The sequence below is a fragment of the Hydrogenophaga sp. genome (assembly GCF_050182545.1).
Lineage (GTDB): Bacteria > Pseudomonadota > Gammaproteobacteria > Burkholderiales > Burkholderiaceae_C > Hydrogenophaga.
The window spans coordinates 202,335-218,323 of sequence record NZ_JBFXCD010000005.1 but is presented as its reverse complement, the minus strand read 5'-3'; the positions used below and the strand labels follow the sequence as shown (position 1 = coordinate 218,323).

The window sequence follows — 15,989 nt, the reverse complement described above, 5'->3', positions numbered from 1 at the left end:
CTCGTCAGATCACGCGAACGCACTCCGGTTGAAGGTTGGTGGCCTCCAGAAAGGTGGCCACCATTCGATAGAACCCGGTCAATGCGGATATTTCCACGTAGCCACGGTACCCGAAAGCGTCCACCAATTCGCCCACCAGCGCCTTGTCGAGGTCTCGGCCCTCAAGCAATCGGTCCACGAATTCAATGGCCGTGCGCCTGTCCTTCTCCCAGTTGAGCGGGGGGCTTGAGGGATCAAGCAAGGTGGCTATTTCCTGGTCGGTGAGCCCAGCCTCGCGCGCCTTGATGCGGTGGTGGTAGATCTCGTACTCGGAGCGGTGGTGTTGACCAACCCGGAGTATCAAGGCCTCCCGCAGCGCTGGAGGAAGACTCAACTGGTCGAAGTTGGCCATGACCATGGACATGAAAGGTTCCAGCAGCCCCGGTGCATAGGCCATCATGCGGTACAGATGGACCGGGGGGCGGCGCTCAAGCTGCTCGATCACGTGAGGGTCCAGTTCGCTGAGCGCCGGAAGAGGTATGCGTGGCTGGGTCATTGAATCTTGATGCCCGTGGCCTTGATGATCGCGCCGAAGCGTCTGTAGTCAGAACCGACGGTTTTGGTGAATTCGTCGCGTGTCACCGCTGTGCTGGGGCTCATGCCCACAGTGGCAAGGTTTTTCAGCACGGTCGGATCGGCAATGGCGCTGCGCACCGCTTCCTCCAGCTTCCTGACGACTTCGGGGGGTGTGCCAGCGGGCGCAAAGAAGCCGGACCAACCGGTGACAACCGCGTCCGGGTGGTCTGTGCTGATCACGGGGACGTCCTTGACCGAGACCAGTCGGGAGGGCGCCGTGGCCCCCACCACAACAAGCTTTCCGCTGGCGGCATGTTGCATCACGTTGGCGGGCAGGTCCATCGCGCAATCCAGTTGACCCAGTGTCAGATCAACAAACGCTTGCGCAAATCCAGTGCGATAGGGGACATGAACAACCTGGATGCCCGCACTTTGCTTCAAGAGTTCCAGCGCCAAGTGAGGCGGGGAGCCGACGCCGTAGCTCGAGCACGAAAGCCGGCCCGGGTTGGCTTTGGCATAGGCCACGAAGTCGGCCACGGAGCGTATGCCCAACTCGGAGCGGACCGCGAGGATGTAAGGGGTGGACGCGACCTGCGCAATAGGGACCAGCGTCTGTGTGGGCTCCGGAGCATCCTTGACCAACCAAGGATTGATCACCAGAGAAGCGCTGTGGTACAGAACGGTGTACCCATCCGGCGCAGACCGGACGACCGCGCCGGCACCAATCATTCCGTTGGCACCGGGTTTGTTCTCGACGACCACCGTGGTGTTGAGGACGTCCCGGAGCTTTTCGGCAAGCACGCGGACATTGGCGTCGGCGGAGCTGCCTGCGGCAAAGGGAACAACAATGGTGACGGTCTTGTCGGGAAACGCTGCCGATGCGCTCGAAGCGCAGAATGCAGCAGATGCCAGGGCGCCCAACAGACGGGCCAGTGTTCTCCAGAACTTCATTTCAGTCTCCTTGTGTAAGAGTGTTTGTGAAAGGGCTTGCGGCTACGGGTGACCACGCACCTGATTGCGCAGCGTGCCGATGCCGTCCGCTTCGATTTCCACGATGTCACCGTCCTCCAGGAAGCGACCGACTTCATAGCCGCATCCCATGGCAAACGTTCCAGATGCCAGGATTTCACCGGGGTGGATCGTGCAGGACTGGCTGATGTAAGACAGCAATTGTTCGAAGCTCAATCGCATGCTGGATGTGCTGTCTTCAGCCTGCAGTTGCCCGTTCAGGCGCGATCTGAGTTTGACTTTTGGCCATCTCTTGAACTCGTCCCGCGTGACGATGCATGGTCCGATGCTGTAGCTGCCATCAAAGTCTTTGCTTTTTCCTGCGGCCTTGCCTTCGATCCTCTGGATGTCTCTGGCCGTGAAATCGTTCATCAACGTGTATCCGAAGATGTGACCAGCGGCCTCTTCCACGCTGACGCTTCTTGCGCTCTGCCCCACCACGGCGGCGAGTTCCAGTTCGTAGTCCAGTTCCTTCACGCCAACAGGTCGCGTCAGGACATCATCCGGACCCATGGTGTTGAGCGGATTGCCGATGTGGTGCTGGTAGACCGTCAACCAGTTCCTGGGCATGTCAAGCCGCCCCGCCGCTCGCTCGGACGCGATGTAAGCGGGGGGATCCACCACCGTCCGGCTTCTTTCAACGGCTCTCAACATGAGGTAGTTCCGCATGTGGGTTTCCATCGTGGCGAAGTCCCTGATCAAGGTCGGCTTCCCAATCGGCGACAACAGTTGGACTTCGGCTCGTGGCGTCAGCCGTCCTTCGCGGATTGCTGTGTACAGCACCTCATGGGCCATGTCCAAGCCACGGACCTCGGAAGCCATCAGGGATCGGATCGACTCGAATACACCCGTCCCCGCATCGGCTGCGGCGAGGTCGATGACGTCGTCGTCTGGCCCATGGAGCGCGCCGAGTCGCGGCAGGCCCTCCGCTTGCCGGAATGCCACCAGCCTCATTTCAGTTGCCCCCCCGTTCCGAAACGAATGCCACGACGCGGGCGGGTGCGGCACTGGCGCGCGCGAGTTTCAAGGGAAAGAACCCGACGTGAAAGCCCTGGAGCGGGAGCGACCCCAGGTTGGTTAGCTTTTGCACAATGAAGGCTTCTCGCTCCCGTATGGCCTTGTGACCGTCCCACAGCGGGGTGCCGTCCAACTGGTTCTGGCGCGTCATGACGGCGAAGGGACGGTCCCAGCCGATTGCATCGGTGCCTAGTACCTTGGCACCCCTTTCAATCAGGTACAGCGTGCCTTCCCGTGTCATGCCTGGGTAGCTGAAATAGTTGGCGTCTCCAGGCTGGTCGTTTTCCTGCCCCGTACGGATCAGCGCGGCGGCACCTTGCAGCAACGCTCCCCCGACTCGGTCTATGGCAGATTCCAGTGCCTCGACCGATATCGGCTCTCCCCGAACGACACTGGCCCGGACATCGAGGACGTAGCCGGGGCAGTACAACTCTTCCAACTGGATCTCGTCGATGGTTCGCGAGCGCTTGCCTTCACAGGTGGTTCCACTGTGCAGGGGCGCGTCCACATGGGTACCGCAATGCGACGACATGTCGTCGATGACCTCCTCGCCCCAGCCCTCGTGGTCGGGGAGTTGATCTGGCGTGCATTTCAGGCAGCGGCAGAACTCGTGCAGACCTTCCTTATCGGGACTTAGGTAGCGGATGCGGGGGGCGTGCAGGTCGGGTCGCGACGTCTGGTGCGCGATGCGCTCCCTGTCCATCGGGTTCAGTGTTCGGGTGAGGTCTATGAGTTTCATGATGCCATTTAATTTAGTCAGTCGACTGACTAAATTAAATGGCATCATGCGTCCCCTGTCAACACCCTGCGTGAACGCAGGGACCCGATCCATAAAATGAACCATGGTCAAACGCACCACCAAGAAGGCACCGCCCTCCGCACCCCAAGAGCAGGAACCCGTACCATCGGCGCGCACGAAGCGCGCTGAAGTCACCCGTACGCTGCTGCTGGACACGGCCGAGAGGCTGTTTGCCCTGCAGGGCTACGATGCCACCGGCGTACGCCAGATTGCTGAGGAAGCCGGGGTCAATCTCGGCGCCATCCATTACTACTGGCGAACCAAGGAAATGCTGTGCCGTGATGCGCTGGAGCGGCGTCTGGTACCGATGCTGAAAGAGCGCGTGCAGGGCCTGGATGATGTTCAGGCGACTGGCGGCGGGCTCAGCGCATTGTTCGACGCCTCTCACCGCCCCTCCTTGATGGCAGGTGGTGTCTCAGGAGAAGAGGCCAGCTCATTCCGGCGCTTTTATGGGCGCATGCTCTTTGACCCGTCTCCGGAGGTTCAGGCAATTCTGGCTTCATTGCTGGACGAATACGCCGTGCGGTTTGTGCAAATGCTGCGTGCAGAGTGTGGCGACTTGTCGGACAACGAGTTCTACTGGCGCGTCACTTTCATGTATGGGGCTTTCCTTTACGCGCACACGCAGCACACCCGGACCACGGCGCTGTGGGGTGGTCGGTTCGACCAGTCCAACTTCGCGGACGCCTCCCGATTCCTGACCCGGTTCCTCGAGGGCGCTATGCGAGCCCCCCCATCGGACGAAAAAGGGCGTACTCATACGGCTCGGCGTGACGCTCCTGAGAGGCAGAAGGCGGCCAAAAAGAGCTGATGTGCCGGTGACCGCCACAAGACCGTCACCCCTCGCCGAGTAGCGATCTCTCCCTCAAAACCCCACGTTCGTCGGCGCGAAGCCATCCAGGCTGACCAGGCGGTGCTGGGCCAGCACCTTGTACAGGTCGCCCTCGCCGACCGAACGCGAGAGGTAGGCGTCGCTGCCGGCCAGGCCGGCCTTCATGCGGTCCATGCTGCCGGCGGTGGGCGCGAACATGATGACCACCGGTGCGCCCTTGGGGCCCTTGGTCTGCTTGGCCACGCGGCAGATGTGGTTGGCGTCGGGCTCGCCCTTGAGGCGGTCGATGACCACCAGCCGGTAGGGGTGGGCCTTGAGCATCACCAGGGACTGCGCCGCTTCGCGCGACCAGTCCACGCTCAGGCCGTACTTCTTGAAGCGCTTGAGCAGGATGCGCCCTTCGACCAGGCTTTCCGCCACCAGCAGCATGTCGCCGCGCGCCACCTCGGGCACGGCGGCGCTCTTGTCGGTGCTGATGCGCGAACGGGGTGCGCGCGTGGAACGGGGCGCCGGGGGAGAGGGCAGGTCGTCCAGGCTGCCGAAGTCGGTCATGCGCATGACGCCGGTGCGCTGCGCCGGGGCGGCGGCCGGGGTTCGGCGCGCCGACGCGGCAGCCTGTGCAGGCGGCGGCGAGGCAACGACCTCTCCGCGCTCCATGGGGCGCGTGGGTGGGAATTCGGTATCGGCCGAGCGGCGGCGGCGGCCGGAGCGCACGGCGGGCGCCAGGGCAGGCGCGTCCTCGGGTGGCTGGGTGGCGGAGAAGCCGCGGTCTGCCCCGGCGCCGGAGGCCAGCGCGGGCGGGTGTTCGGGCGGCATCGGTTGGCCGCTTGCGAGCTTCATGCTCGCATCCAGCCCCTGCAGCTGGGATTCCTTGTACGGTTCGGCCGGGCTGAACCCCGAGTGGCCGCTGCGCCGTCGCGGCGGTGGGCGCCGGGCACCGACGATTTCGTCGAGCGCGGCCAGCATGGCCACCAGCTTGACCGGTTTGTGGTGCAGGGGCCAGCCGGTGCCGCCATCGGAGCTGCCGACCAGCAACACCCGGCCCGGCAGCTCGGCGTCGCGCACCAGCAGCACGGCCTGCGCGTTGTCGGCGTTGACGATCAGGATCTGCGCATCCATCACCTCGTCCTGCACCAGATACCCCGGCGGTCGCCGCGAGGCCAGGCGAAAGAACGATTCGAACGTGGACGACTCCGCCTGCGAGAACCCCACCAGCGCCACCGTGTATGCAGCCACCATCTCCGGCCCCAATTTGTTATTGAATGTTGCAAGCCAGTATGCCCGCTTTGACCGCGCCGGTGGAAGAGGCTCGGGCGCGCGGCAGGGCTCGCCGGTGCGGCTTTTGTCGCACGCGCGCCGGGCGGCGCGCGATCTGGCACAGTGGGACGCCGCACCACCCCCCACCGAGGAGCCCGATCCATGAGCAGCATTTATGACTTTGAAGCACAGTCCATCGACGGCAAGCCGGTGCCGCTCAGCCAGTACAAGGGCAAGCCCCTGCTGATCGTCAACACCGCCAGCGCCTGCGGCTTCACACCCCAGTTCGGCGGCCTGGAGAAGCTGCACCAGGCGTATGGCGCGCGCGGCCTGGTGGTGCTGGGTTTTCCGTGCAACCAGTTTGGCAGCCAGGACCCGGGCAGCAACGACGAGATCGCCAGCTTCTGCCAGCTCAACTATGGCGTGAGTTTTCCCATGATGGAGAAGATCGACGTCAACGGCGCGCAGGCCCACCCGCTGTACCAGTGGCTCACCGCCGAAGCCCCGGGCCTGCTGGGGAGCAAGGCGATCAAGTGGAACTTCACCAAGTTTCTGGTGGGCAAGGACGGCCGGGTGATCAAGCGCTACGCGCCGCAGGACGCGCCGGAGAAGCTGGCGAAGGATGTGGAGGCCGCGCTCGCGGCCTGAGGCCGAACAGGGGCCGCAGCCAGGTCACCCGGCGCACCAGCCCGTCGGTGACGAGCCAGCAGCCGAGCGCCGTGCCCAGCAGCAGCAGCGCCGGTTCCACCACCGCGCCGAGCGCCAGCGGTGCGAGCAGCACCGCCAGCGCGATGATGAGCGTCTGGTGCAGCACGTACCAGGGGTAAACCGATTCGTTGGCCCAGGCCAGCCAGGGCCAGGGCCGGTTGAGCAGCTGATGGGCCCAGCCCAGCACGGCCACCAGACTCGTCCACAGGTAGGCATCGGCCACGAGCCGCGCCGCCATGCGCCAGAGCGGCTCGCCGCCGCCGGGCCCAAGGCGCAGCCCCACGTGCAGGGCAAACGTGCTTGCGGCCAGGGCCAGTGCGATCCAGCGCAGCCGCCGCAGCGCCGCCCACAAACCCGCGTCCACGCCCAGCCAGTGGCCGTAGAGAAACAGCGTGAAGTACACCGCGTGCAACCAGGCATCGTGGATCAGGTCGTGCGTGGGCGGGAAGCGTGGCCACAGCGTGAGCGAATACAGCGCCAGGGGCAGCGCGGGCAGCACCAGCAGGGCGGCGCCGCGCAGTCGCGTGAAGGCCAACCGCAACCGCTGGCCGGGCGCGGATTCCAGCGCGGGCGAGAGCAGTGCCAGCACCACGGTGTACGCCCACAGGTACGGCAGGTACCAGAGGTGGTTCCAGGTGAAGCCGAAGTCCGAACCGTCAAAAGCGCCGCGCGGCCACGGCCCGCCGCTGAAGTAGCGCGCGAGGAATGCGCCCAGCCCCGGCTCGATGACGCCCTGGCTCAGCGCCTGCACATACGCCTGGTAAGGCACCACCACGGCCATGCCGAACGCCAGTGGCAGCAGCAGGCGCAGGCTGCGCGCAGCGATCAGCGGCGCCAGCGCCAGACCGCGCCGCAGGAAACCGAAGGCAATGCCTGACACCAGAAACACCAGGTCCATGCGCCAGAGGTTCAACGCCCGCATCGGCCACTGCAGCCACTCTGCCGCGTGCGGGCTCTTGATGTGCCAATGCCAGTCGGCCACGTAGTACATGCCCACGTGGTAGACGATGACCAGGGCAAACGCGAGGGCGCGCAAGGCATCGATGTCGTGCCGTCGGTTCATGAAGGGCTCTCCTGCGGGTTGCAGGCACCGATTCTTGAGACCGATGCCGCCGCCACCGGCCACTTTGGGACGGTTCGTGGGTCGGCTGTGACGAGTGGCGTGGCCCGGGGACAGGCCCCACGTAGACTGGCGGCCATGGCGCTTCCCTCCGACTGGTTCACACGCTACCTCGCGGTTCGGCGCCGCTTCGAGGTCGGGTTCTGGTTCCTGGTGCTCACCGTTCAGGCCGTCTTCAACAGCGTGGTGACCTGGATGGACCTGGAGCGGGTGGCGGCGCAGCAGCCGCCGCTGTGGCAACCGGTGCTGTGGGAGGTGACGAGTGCGCTCGTCATCGGCGCGCTGATCCCGGCCATCGTGGCGTTCGAGCGGCGCTTTCCGCTGCGCTGGGACAGCCTGCGCACGGCGCTGCCCATGCACCTCGTCGCCAGCCTGGTGTTCTGCGTGCTCCATGTGGGTGGCATGTGGTGGCTGCGCCGGGCGGGCTATGCCCTGCTGGGCGCAAGCTACGACTTCGGCCCCTGGCCGCTGCAACTCGCCTATGAATATCTGAAGGACGTGCGCAGCTACGCCATGATCGTGGCGGCGCTGATGGGCTACCGCTTCCTGGTGCTGCGGCTCACCGGCGAGGCCCGGGTGCTCGACGCCCCCGAGCCGGCCCCCGGTGCCGAGGCCGCCCCACAACCCGAGCCGCGGCCCACCCGCTTCCTGGTGCGCAAGCTGCGCCGCGAATTCCTGGTGGCCGCCGCCGACATCGCCTGGGTGCAGGCCCAGGGCAACTACGTGGGGCTGCGGGTGAACGGGCACGACTATCTGCTGCGCGCAACCCTCACCGATTTCCTTCAGCAGCTCGATCCCGCTTGCTTCGTGCGTGTGCACCGCAGCCACGCGGTGAATCTGGATCACCTGGCCGAGATCGAACCCCTGGACAGCGGCGACGCCCGCCTGCACCTGCGCGACGGCGCCACCGTCCCCTGCAGCCGGCGCTACCGCGAGGCGATGGGTCAGCGCGCAACGGGAGCGGCTACACCCAGCGCAGCAGCAGCCCCGCCAGCAGCGGCAGCACCACCGCGCTGAACAGCGCCGTCAGGCCCATGGCCAGCCCGGCAAAGGCGCCCATTTCCTCGCTCACCTGGAACGCGCGCGCGGTGCCGATGCCGTGCGCGGCATTGCCCAGCGCGAAGCCGCGCACGATCGGGTCGCGGATGCGCAGCGCATCGAACAGGAAACGCGCGCACACCGCGCCGGTCACACCCGTGCCCACCACCAGCACGGCGGTGAGCGAGGGCAGGCCACCGATCTTTTCCGAGATGCCCATGGCCACCGGGCTGGTGACCGACTTGGGCGCGAGCGAGGCCAGCGTGGCCCGCGACGCGCCCAGCGCCCAGCCCACGCCCACGGCGGTGACGGTGGCCGCCAGCGTGCCCACGACCAGCGCACCCAACATGGGCAGCCACAACTGCCTGAGGCGCGCGAGCTGCTCGAACAGCGGCACCGACAGCGCCACCGTGGCCGGCCCGAGCAGAAAGTGCACGAACTGCGCGCCTTCGAAGTACGTGGCGTAGGGCGTGCCCGTGGCCCAGAGCAACGCGGCCAGGACCGCCACCGCCACGGCCACCGGGTTGGCCAGCGGGTTGAAGCCGCAGCGCTGGTAGAACAGAAAGGCCCCGTGGTAGACCAGCAGCGTGAGCGTCAGCCCCAGCAGTGGTGTGGCCGACAGGTAGACCCAGATGTCGGCCAGCGAGCCCGCCAGTGGTGCGGTGGCGCCCGGGTTCATCGCCGCGCCCGCTTCATGAGCCAGGCCATCGTGAGGGCCGCACTGGCCAGACCCACCAGGGTGCTCAGCACCAGCGCCACACCGATGGCCAGCGCCTCATCCCCCAGACGCTGCAGGTGCAGCATCACCCCCACGCCGGCCGGCACGAACAGCAGCGAGAGGTGCTGCAACAAGGTCTGCGCGGTGGGCTTGATGCCGTCGAGCACCGAGGGGCGCAGCACCAGCGTGAGCAGCAGCAGCGCCAGGCCCACCACCGGGCCAGGCACCGGCATGGCCAGCGCCAGCACGAGCGCTTCGCCGAGCAGTTGAAAGACGAGCAGCGTGGCCAGGGCGGGAATCATGCGCGCAGCTTACCGCGCAGGCGTCAACCGCTGGCGGTGAGTGCGTCGTCCAGCAGCTCGACCCAGTGGCGCACCGGCGTGGTGGTGCCGCTCTGCAGGTGGGTGATGCAGCCGATGTTGGCGCTGGCGATCACCGCCGGCTGCAGCTCGCCGAGGTGGCCGAGCTTGCGGTCGCGCAGCGTGTGGGCGATGTCGGGGTTGAGCACCGAATAGGTGCCTGCCGAGCCGCAGCACAGGTGCGCTTCGTTCTTTGCCACCTGCACGGTGAAGCCGAGCGCGCCCAGGTGCTGCTCCACGCCGCCCTTGAGCTGCTGGCCATGCTGCAGCGTGCAGGGCGGGTGGAAAGCGATCACCCGAGCGGCATCGGGCAGCTGCTTCAGCAGCGGCCTGAGCGTCGGCACCAGTTCGGGCAGCAGCTCGCTCAGGTCGCGCGTGAGCGCGCTCACGCGCGCGGCCTTGGCGGCATAGAACGGGTCGTCCTGCAGGATGTGGCCGTATTCCTTCACCGTGACGCCGCAGCCCGAGGCGTTCATCACGATGGCCTCGACACCGTCTTCGATCAGCGGCCACCAGGCGTCGATGTTGCGGCGCATCTGTGCCTTGCCACCGTCCTGGTCGTTGAGGTGGAACTTCACCGCGCCGCAGCAGCCGGCTTCCGGCGCCAGCACGCCCTGGATGCCGGCGGCGTCGAGCACGCGGACGGTGGCGGCGTGGATGCCGGGCATCATGGCCGGCTGCACGCAACCGGCCAGCAGCAGCACCCGCCGCGCGTGCGTGCGCCAAGGCAGCACACCGACGGCGCGCGGCGCGGGCACCTTGTCCTTGAGCACCGCCGGCAGCAGCGGGCGCACCCATTGGCCGAGCTTCATGGCAGGCGCGAACAGGGGCGAGGTCAGGCCTTCCTTGAGCAGCCAGCGCACCGCCTTCTCACTGGCCGGGCGCGGCACCTTCTCGTCCACGATCTGGCGGCCAATGTCCACCAGGTGGCCATAGTCCACGCCACTGGGGCAGGTGCTCTCGCAGTTGCGGCAGGTGAGGCAGCGGTCCAGGTGCAGCTGCGTCTTGCGCGTGGGCGCGGCGCCTTCAAGCACCTGCTTCATCAGGTAGATGCGTCCGCGCGGTCCGTCGAGTTCGTCGCCGAGCAGCTGGTAGGTGGGACAGGTGGCGGTGCAGAAGCCGCAGTGCACGCACTTGCGCAGGATGGCCTCGGCCGCGCGGCCGTCGGCGCGCTGCTGGTATTCGGGGGACAGTTGGGTTTGCATGAAGGTTCAGCGATTCAGGCCAGGCGCCGGGCCGCCCCAAGCCTGGCATGTGCCCCCTCGGGGTGCAGCGACCCGCGCAGCGGTGGAGCATGGGGGCTCATGTTCTGCCGGGGTTGAAGATGCCGGCCGGGTCGAACTCGGCGCGCAGGCGTTGCGTGATGGTCTCGATGGCGTTGCTCGCGCGGTCAAAGCGCGGCACGCCCGGCGCCCCGTCGGCGCCGGCGCGAAACAGCGTGGCGTGGCCTTTCACCGCGGCGGACGCCGCGCGTATCTCAGCGGCGGCCAAGGCTGGCGCCCACAGCCAGCGCTGTGCGCCCTGCCATTCGATCAGCTGCGCCCCCGGCAACGCCAGCACCGGCGCGGTCTGCGGCACGGACAGGCGCCACAGGCACACCTCGGGCGAGGGGGCATGGAAGAAAGGCAGGCGCTGGTCGCGGCAGGCGGCCCAGTCCGGGGCGGTCACGGCGTTGTCCATGCGCGTGCCACCGGCTTCGCGGGCCATGCGCTCGCAGGCCGCCTCCACCGCCGCCACCGCACCGCGCAGCCGCACGAACAGCCGTTCGGGCGCGCCGTCTTGCGCATCGTCTTTCACCCAGCGGCTGGCGTTCAAGGGCAGGGGCTGGCCGCCCCAGCGGTGCAGTTGTTCCAGCGCTTCGTGCTGGCCGAGTGCAAACACCAGCGTGGCCTCGGCCGGGGCCACCGGCAGCACCTTGAGGCTGACTTCGGTGATCACGCCGAGCGTGCCCATGGAACCGGCCATCACGCGGCTGACGTCGTAGCCCGCCACGTTCTTCATGACCTGGCCACCAAAGGTGAGCAGCTCGGCCCGCCCGTTGATGAAGCGGGCGCCGAGCACGTAATCCCGCACCGAGCCCACGCTGGCGCGCGCCGGACCGCTCAGGCCCGAGGCCACCATGCCGCCCACGGTACCGCCGGGTGCGAAGTGCGGTGGCTCGAAGGGCAGGCACTGGCCGCGCTCGGCCAGCACGGCTTCCAGTTCCGCCAGTGGCGTGCCCGCGCGCACGGTGACGACCAGTTCGGTGGGTTCGTAGCTCACGATGCCCGACCAGCCGGTGGTGGACAGCGGCTCGCCGGCGGCCGCTTCGCCATGGAAGGCCTTGGTGCCGCCTCCCGTGATGTGCAGAGATGTTCGCGCGGCGGCGGCGGCGCGCACCCGTTCAATCAATTCACCCGGGTACTCGGGAGGCGTGGAGGACATGGCAGCGATGGTAGCCGCCGGGCCATCCTGGGGCTTTGAATTTTCTGCACGACGGGCTGCAATCCCGCCCGGGAGCCGTTGATCTAACGTGTGTACCCGAGACACATGCCGGCGTTGGGCCGGCCCTTGCATTCGCGCTTGAGCCGCTTCTCGCGAGCGGCCGGGCTTTCCTCGGATGGCGCCTTCTGGAAGGTGACCTTGGCGGGCGGCTTGCGTTGGCCGGTCTCGGTGGCGTGCGCGGTCGCGATGAACGCGGTCAATACGGCGAGCGCGCACAGGCGCAGCGGGGCGATGGACATGGCTTCCTCCTGAATGTTGTCGTGTCCCGCCGCGCATCATAAGCAGGCCGCGCGCGCATGAAAAAACCCGCCTGCCTTGCGGCAGCGCGGGTTCAACAAACCAGGGAGATCGAGGGCTCAGCGGTTGTAGGCCGTCTCGCCGTGGGCGGTGATGTCCAGGCCTTCGCGTTCGGCTTCTTCCGACACACGCAGACCCACCATCATGTCGACGATCTTGTAGGCGATGAAGGCCACGACCGCGGACCACACCATGGTGATCAGCACGCCTTCGGCCTGGATCACCAGCTGGCTGCCGATGGAGTAGTCGTCGCCCTTGATGCCACCGAGCGAACCGGCGGAGAACACGCCGGTGAGCAGCGCGCCCACGATGCCGCCGACGCCGTGCACGCCGAACACGTCGAGCGAGTCGTCCGCGCCCAGCATCTTCTTGAGGCCGTTGACGCCCCAGAGGCACAGGAAGCCGGCGATCAGGCCGATGACGATGCCGCCCATGGGACCGACCGAGCCGCAGGCCGGGGTGATAGCCACCAGGCCAGCAACGGCACCGGAGGCGGCACCCAGCATGGAGGCCTTGCCCTTGCTCAGCGCTTCACCGATGCACCAGGCCAGCACGGCGGCGGCGGTGGCCAGCAGCGTGTTGATGAAGGCCAGGCCGGCGCCGCCGTTGGCTTCCAGGTTGGAGCCGGCGTTGAAGCCGAACCAGCCCACCCACAGCAGCGAGGCACCCACCATGGTCAGCGTCAGGCTGTGCGGCGTGAGCGCTTCCTTGCCGTAGCCGATGCGCTTGCCCACCATGTAGGCGCCCACCAGACCGGCCATGGCGGCGTTGATGTGCACCACGGTGCCGCCGGCGAAGTCCAGCGCGCCCTTGTCGAACAGGTAGCCGCCCGCGCCCCAGACCATGTGGGCGATCGGCAGGTAGCTGAAGGTGAACCAGATCACGCTGAACAGCAGCACGGCGCTGAACTTCATGCGCTCGGCGAACGAGCCCACGATCAGGGCGCAGGTGATGCCGGCGAAGGTGGCCTGGAAGGCGACAAAGATCAGCTCGGGAATCATCACGCCGGGCGTGAAGGTGGCGGCCAGCGTGTCGGCCGTGATGCCCAGCAGGAAGACCTTGTCCAGGTTGGCAATGATCAGGCCTTCGCCACCGAACGCCAGGCTGTAGCCGTAGACGGCCCACAACACGGCAATCAGCGAGAACACCACCATCACCTGCATCAGCACCGACAGCATGTTCTTGCTGCGCACCAGGCCGCCGTAGAACAGGGCCAGACCCGGCACGACCATGAGGACGACCAGCACGGTGGCGACCATCATCCAGGCCACGTCGCCCTTGTCCATGGTTTCCTTGACGGCCTCCTCGGCCGGTGCGGCTTCAGCCGCAGCGGGTGCCTCCGCAGCCATCGGAGCCGCTGCAGGGGCGGCGGTATCGGCGGCGGGCGCTGCCGCGGCAGGCGCCTCGGCGGGGGCGGCGGTCTGTGCCATGGCGTTGAGGCCGCCGAAGGCCAGGCCCATGCCCAAGAACAGGGTTGCAATGAGTTTTTTCATGTTCGTGATCTTTCTTGTTCAGGGGCGGCGATCAGAGCGCTTCCTTGCCGGTCTCGCCGGTACGGATGCGCACCACCTGTTCCAGGGAAGTGACGAAAATCTTGCCGTCGCCGATCTTGCCGGTGCGGGCCGCACCTTCGATGGCCTCGATGACGCGCTCGACCAGGTCGTCCGAGACGGCGGCCTCGATCTTGACCTTGGGCAGGAAGTCGACCACGTATTCCGCGCCGCGGTACAGCTCGGTATGGCCTTTCTGGCGGCCGAAGCCCTTGACTTCGGTAACGGTGATGCCTTGCACGCCCATGCCGGAAAGTGCTTCGCGCACTTCGTCCAGCTTGAACGGCTTGATGATGGCTGAAACCATTTTCATGCTGTGATTCCTCTTCTGGAGAACGGAAGGGTGATCAGGCCGGGGGGCCGCCACCGCGGTTTGCGGAGGGACCATGGAACTCCACGGCCCGGATTCAATCGCTTACACCCCCAAGCACGGACCATGCCAGCGCCGTGCAACCCTACCCCCCCGGGGTTCCAGGCCGCAGCCACCGCTACATTGCGACCACGGCAGCAGGAATCATCACCCCCGCGCCGGGATCCCCCCGCCAGCACCAGCACCCCTCGCAAGCGCGCCAAACTTGTGCGCACCAATCGGGTGCAGCGCTGTTTCCCTTCGTGCGGCAGGCGATCTCGCTCCGAAATGCACCAGAACAGGGAGAAAGTCGCCATGAGTCTGTCTTTGGTGCGCAGCCGCGCCCTGCTCGGCCTGGACGCCCGACCGGTCTGCGTGGAAGTGCACCTGGCCAACGGGCTGCCCAGCTTCACGCTCGTGGGCCTGGTCGACACCGAGGTGAAGGAAGCGCGCGAGCGGGTGCGCTCGGCCATCGCCAATGCGGGGCTGGCCTTTCCCTCGAACAAGCGCATCACGGTCAATCTGGCACCAGCCGACCTGCCCAAGGATTCCGGCCGCTTCGATTTGCCCATCGCGCTGGGCATCCTCGCCGCCAGCGGCCAGATCGACGCGGCGCGGCTGGCCGGCTGGGAGTTCGCAGGCGAGCTCTCGCTGGGCGGCGAGCTGCGCCCGGTGCGCGGCGCGCTGGCCATGAGCCTGGCGCTGCACCGCACCGATGCCTCGAAGGACGAGCCCACCCGCCTTGTGCTGCCAGCCGGCAGTGCGGAGGAGGCCGCCCTGGTGCCGCAGGCCCAGGTCTATCGTGCGCACCACCTGCTGGATGTGGTGGCGCGCTTCCTCCCCGAACGCCTGGCCGACGAGGTGCCCCCTGATGAAGGCGGCTGGTGCCGCATGGTGCCCACAGCGCTCGGGGCGGCGCCGGTCTACGCCGACATGGCCGACGTCAAGGGCCAGGCTGCGGCCCGGCGTGCGCTGGAGATTGCGGCGGCCGGCGGCCACAGCGTGCTCATGGTCGGGCCCCCGGGCTCGGGCAAGTCCATGCTGGCCCAGCGCTTCGCCGGCCTGTTGCCGCCCATGGACAGCCTGCAGGCGCTGGAGTCCGCCGCCGTGGCCTCGCTGGCCGGGCGCTTCTCGCTCGAACGCTGGGGCCAGCGCCCGACCTGCGCGCCGCACCACAGCGCCAGCGCCGTGGCGCTCGTGGGCGGCGGCTCGCCACCACGCCCAGGCGAAATCTCGCTGGCCCACCATGGCGTGCTGTTCCTCGATGAGCTGCCCGAATTTCCGCGCAGTGCCCTGGAAGCGCTGCGCGAGCCCCTGGAGAGTGGCCACATCCGCATCTCGCGCGCAGCGATGCAAAGCGAGTTCCCGGCGCGCTTCCAGCTGGTGGGCGCCATGAACCCCTGCCCTTGCGGCTTTCTCGGTCACCCCACCCGGGCCTGCCGCGACACCCCCGACCAGATCGCGCGCTACCAGGGCAAGCTCAGCGGCCCGCTGCTTGACCGCATCGACCTGCACGTGGAAGTGCCCGCGCTCCCACCCGACGACCTGTTGCGCGGCGGCGCCGGCGAGCCCAGCGCCGCCGTGCGCGAACGCGTGATCGCGGCGCGGCACCGCGCCGAGCAGCGACAGGGCGTGGCCAACCAGGCCCTGGCCGGCCAGGCGCTGGACCGGCACCTGAACGCCGAGGCCGACGCCCTCAAGTTCCTGCACAACGCCGCCGCGCGCCTGGGCTGGAGCGCGCGCAGCACGCACCGCGCGCTTCGCGTGGCGCGCACCATCGCCGACCTGGCTGGGCAGGACGCCGTCGGCGTGGGGCACGTGGCCGAAGCGGTGCAATACAGGCGGGTGCTGCGCCAGGCGGGTTAAGCACGACATCCTGCCCCAGAAATTAATGCGTT

The 15,989-nt window shown here is 67.4% G+C and carries 17 protein-coding genes; 4 read left to right on the top strand and 13 right to left on the bottom strand.

Going from position 1 to position 15,989, the window contains the following annotated elements; all coding sequences use genetic code 11:
• Window positions 1-4: 4 nt before the first annotated feature.
• From AB7P10_RS07915 to AB7P10_RS07900, 4 genes are read right to left on the bottom strand one after another with little or no spacing between them, the layout of a single operon-like run.
• On the bottom strand, window positions 5-535 hold the full coding sequence (locus AB7P10_RS07915) for a carboxymuconolactone decarboxylase family protein (protein ID WP_428293291.1): 531 nt from the start codon (window positions 533-535) through the stop codon (window positions 5-7).
• The gene (locus tag AB7P10_RS07910) at window positions 532-1,506 is read right to left on the bottom strand and encodes a Bug family tripartite tricarboxylate transporter substrate binding protein (protein ID WP_428293290.1); all 975 of its coding nucleotides are present in this window, start codon (window positions 1,504-1,506) and stop codon (window positions 532-534) included. The genes AB7P10_RS07915 and AB7P10_RS07910 overlap by 4 nt, the downstream gene beginning before the upstream one ends.
• A gap of 42 nt (window positions 1,507-1,548) precedes the next feature.
• Window positions 1,549-2,508 (bottom strand): fumarylacetoacetate hydrolase family protein, encoded by a 960-nt coding sequence (locus AB7P10_RS07905; RefSeq protein ID WP_428293289.1) that lies wholly within the window; start codon window positions 2,506-2,508, stop codon window positions 1,549-1,551.
• Window positions 2,509-2,518: 10 nt separating this feature from the next.
• A complete protein-coding gene (locus AB7P10_RS07900; protein WP_428293288.1) occupies window positions 2,519-3,319 on the bottom strand; it encodes a cyclase family protein in 801 nt (266 codons plus the stop codon).
• 103 nt (window positions 3,320-3,422) lie between these two features.
• Between AB7P10_RS07900 and AB7P10_RS07895 the strand changes: the two genes are divergently transcribed.
• Window positions 3,423-4,190 carry a TetR/AcrR family transcriptional regulator gene (locus tag AB7P10_RS07895; protein ID WP_428293287.1) on the top strand — a complete coding sequence of 256 codons (768 nt, stop codon included), beginning with the start codon at window positions 3,423-3,425 and terminating at the stop codon, window positions 4,188-4,190.
• 54 nt (window positions 4,191-4,244) lie between these two features.
• On the opposite strand, the gene AB7P10_RS07890 is transcribed toward AB7P10_RS07895, so the two are convergent.
• The gene (locus AB7P10_RS07890; protein WP_428293286.1) at window positions 4,245-5,450 is read right to left on the bottom strand and encodes a hypothetical protein; all 1,206 of its coding nucleotides are present in this window, start codon (window positions 5,448-5,450) and stop codon (window positions 4,245-4,247) included.
• Window positions 5,451-5,630: 180 nt separating this feature from the next.
• Here AB7P10_RS07890 and AB7P10_RS07885 point away from each other — a divergent pair, with 180 nt between their 5' ends.
• Window positions 5,631-6,116: a glutathione peroxidase gene (locus AB7P10_RS07885; protein WP_428293285.1), complete on the top strand. Its 486-nt coding sequence runs from the start codon at window positions 5,631-5,633 to the stop codon at window positions 6,114-6,116.
• On the opposite strand, the gene AB7P10_RS07880 is transcribed toward AB7P10_RS07885, so the two are convergent.
• Entirely contained in the window at window positions 6,046-7,239 is a 1,194-nt protein-coding gene (locus AB7P10_RS07880) for an acyltransferase family protein (protein ID WP_428293284.1), read from the bottom strand. The two genes, AB7P10_RS07885 and AB7P10_RS07880, sit on opposite strands and share 71 nt — an antisense overlap.
• A gap of 135 nt (window positions 7,240-7,374) precedes the next feature.
• Here AB7P10_RS07880 and AB7P10_RS07875 point away from each other — a divergent pair, with 135 nt between their 5' ends.
• On the top strand, window positions 7,375-8,313 hold the full coding sequence (locus AB7P10_RS07875; RefSeq protein WP_428293283.1) for a LytTR family DNA-binding domain-containing protein: 939 nt from the start codon (window positions 7,375-7,377) through the stop codon (window positions 8,311-8,313).
• Here the strand turns inward: AB7P10_RS07875 and AB7P10_RS07870 are convergent.
• The 7 genes from AB7P10_RS07870 to AB7P10_RS07840 all read right to left on the bottom strand — a co-directional run bounded on the left by AB7P10_RS07870 (window position 8,261) and on the right by AB7P10_RS07840 (window position 14,055).
• Window positions 8,261-9,013 carry an LrgB family protein gene (locus tag AB7P10_RS07870; protein ID WP_428293282.1) on the bottom strand — a complete coding sequence of 251 codons (753 nt, stop codon included), beginning with the start codon at window positions 9,011-9,013 and terminating at the stop codon, window positions 8,261-8,263. The two genes, AB7P10_RS07875 and AB7P10_RS07870, sit on opposite strands and share 53 nt — an antisense overlap.
• Window positions 9,010-9,354, bottom strand: a complete 345-nt coding sequence (locus AB7P10_RS07865; RefSeq protein ID WP_428293281.1) for a CidA/LrgA family protein — start codon at window positions 9,352-9,354, stop codon at window positions 9,010-9,012. The genes AB7P10_RS07870 and AB7P10_RS07865 overlap by 4 nt, the downstream gene beginning before the upstream one ends.
• Window positions 9,355-9,377: 23 nt before the next feature.
• Entirely contained in the window at window positions 9,378-10,616 is a 1,239-nt protein-coding gene (glcF, locus tag AB7P10_RS07860; protein ID WP_428293280.1) for a glycolate oxidase subunit GlcF, read from the bottom strand.
• Window positions 10,617-10,713: 97 nt separating this feature from the next.
• Window positions 10,714-11,835 carry a glycolate oxidase subunit GlcE gene (gene glcE / locus AB7P10_RS07855; RefSeq protein ID WP_428293279.1) on the bottom strand — a complete coding sequence of 374 codons (1,122 nt, stop codon included), beginning with the start codon at window positions 11,833-11,835 and terminating at the stop codon, window positions 10,714-10,716.
• Between the two features lie 83 nt (window positions 11,836-11,918).
• Window positions 11,919-12,134 (bottom strand): hypothetical protein, encoded by a 216-nt coding sequence (locus tag AB7P10_RS07850; RefSeq protein WP_428293278.1) that lies wholly within the window; start codon window positions 12,132-12,134, stop codon window positions 11,919-11,921.
• 117 nt (window positions 12,135-12,251) lie between these two features.
• Window positions 12,252-13,685 carry an ammonium transporter gene (locus tag AB7P10_RS07845; protein WP_428293277.1) on the bottom strand — a complete coding sequence of 478 codons (1,434 nt, stop codon included), beginning with the start codon at window positions 13,683-13,685 and terminating at the stop codon, window positions 12,252-12,254.
• A gap of 31 nt (window positions 13,686-13,716) precedes the next feature.
• Complete coding sequence (locus AB7P10_RS07840; protein WP_297649034.1) at window positions 13,717-14,055, bottom strand: P-II family nitrogen regulator; 339 nt, start codon at window positions 14,053-14,055, stop codon at window positions 13,717-13,719.
• A gap of 351 nt (window positions 14,056-14,406) precedes the next feature.
• Here AB7P10_RS07840 and AB7P10_RS07835 point away from each other — a divergent pair, with 351 nt between their 5' ends.
• Complete coding sequence (locus tag AB7P10_RS07835; protein WP_428293276.1) at window positions 14,407-15,957, top strand: YifB family Mg chelatase-like AAA ATPase; 1,551 nt, start codon at window positions 14,407-14,409, stop codon at window positions 15,955-15,957.
• The last annotated feature ends 32 nt before the right edge of the window (window positions 15,958-15,989 follow it).

Coding starts and splice junctions, on each gene's coding strand:
- AB7P10_RS07915 (WP_428293291.1), bottom strand. CDS start 535: ATGACCCAGCCACGCATACCTCTTCCGGCGCTCAGCGAACTGGACCCT.
- AB7P10_RS07910 (WP_428293290.1), bottom strand. CDS start 1,506: ATGAAGTTCTGGAGAACACTGGCCCGTCTGTTGGGCGCCCTGGCATCT.
- AB7P10_RS07900 (WP_428293288.1), bottom strand. CDS start 3,319: ATGAAACTCATAGACCTCACCCGAACACTGAACCCGATGGACAGGGAG.
- AB7P10_RS07895 (WP_428293287.1), top strand. CDS start 3,423: ATGGTCAAACGCACCACCAAGAAGGCACCGCCCTCCGCACCCCAAGAG.
- AB7P10_RS07890 (WP_428293286.1), bottom strand. CDS start 5,450: ATGGTGGCTGCATACACGGTGGCGCTGGTGGGGTTCTCGCAGGCGGAG.
- AB7P10_RS07885 (WP_428293285.1), top strand. CDS start 5,631: ATGAGCAGCATTTATGACTTTGAAGCACAGTCCATCGACGGCAAGCCG.
- AB7P10_RS07880 (WP_428293284.1), bottom strand. CDS start 7,239: ATGAACCGACGGCACGACATCGATGCCTTGCGCGCCCTCGCGTTTGCC.
- AB7P10_RS07875 (WP_428293283.1), top strand. CDS start 7,375: ATGGCGCTTCCCTCCGACTGGTTCACACGCTACCTCGCGGTTCGGCGC.
- AB7P10_RS07870 (WP_428293282.1), bottom strand. CDS start 9,013: ATGAACCCGGGCGCCACCGCACCACTGGCGGGCTCGCTGGCCGACATC.
- AB7P10_RS07865 (WP_428293281.1), bottom strand. CDS start 9,354: ATGATTCCCGCCCTGGCCACGCTGCTCGTCTTTCAACTGCTCGGCGAA.
- glcF (WP_428293280.1), bottom strand. CDS start 10,616: ATGCAAACCCAACTGTCCCCCGAATACCAGCAGCGCGCCGACGGCCGC.
- glcE (WP_428293279.1), bottom strand. CDS start 11,835: ATGTCCTCCACGCCTCCCGAGTACCCGGGTGAATTGATTGAACGGGTG.
- AB7P10_RS07850 (WP_428293278.1), bottom strand. CDS start 12,134: ATGTCCATCGCCCCGCTGCGCCTGTGCGCGCTCGCCGTATTGACCGCG.
- AB7P10_RS07845 (WP_428293277.1), bottom strand. CDS start 13,685: ATGAAAAAACTCATTGCAACCCTGTTCTTGGGCATGGGCCTGGCCTTC.
- AB7P10_RS07840 (WP_297649034.1), bottom strand. CDS start 14,055: ATGAAAATGGTTTCAGCCATCATCAAGCCGTTCAAGCTGGACGAAGTG.
- AB7P10_RS07835 (WP_428293276.1), top strand. CDS start 14,407: ATGAGTCTGTCTTTGGTGCGCAGCCGCGCCCTGCTCGGCCTGGACGCC.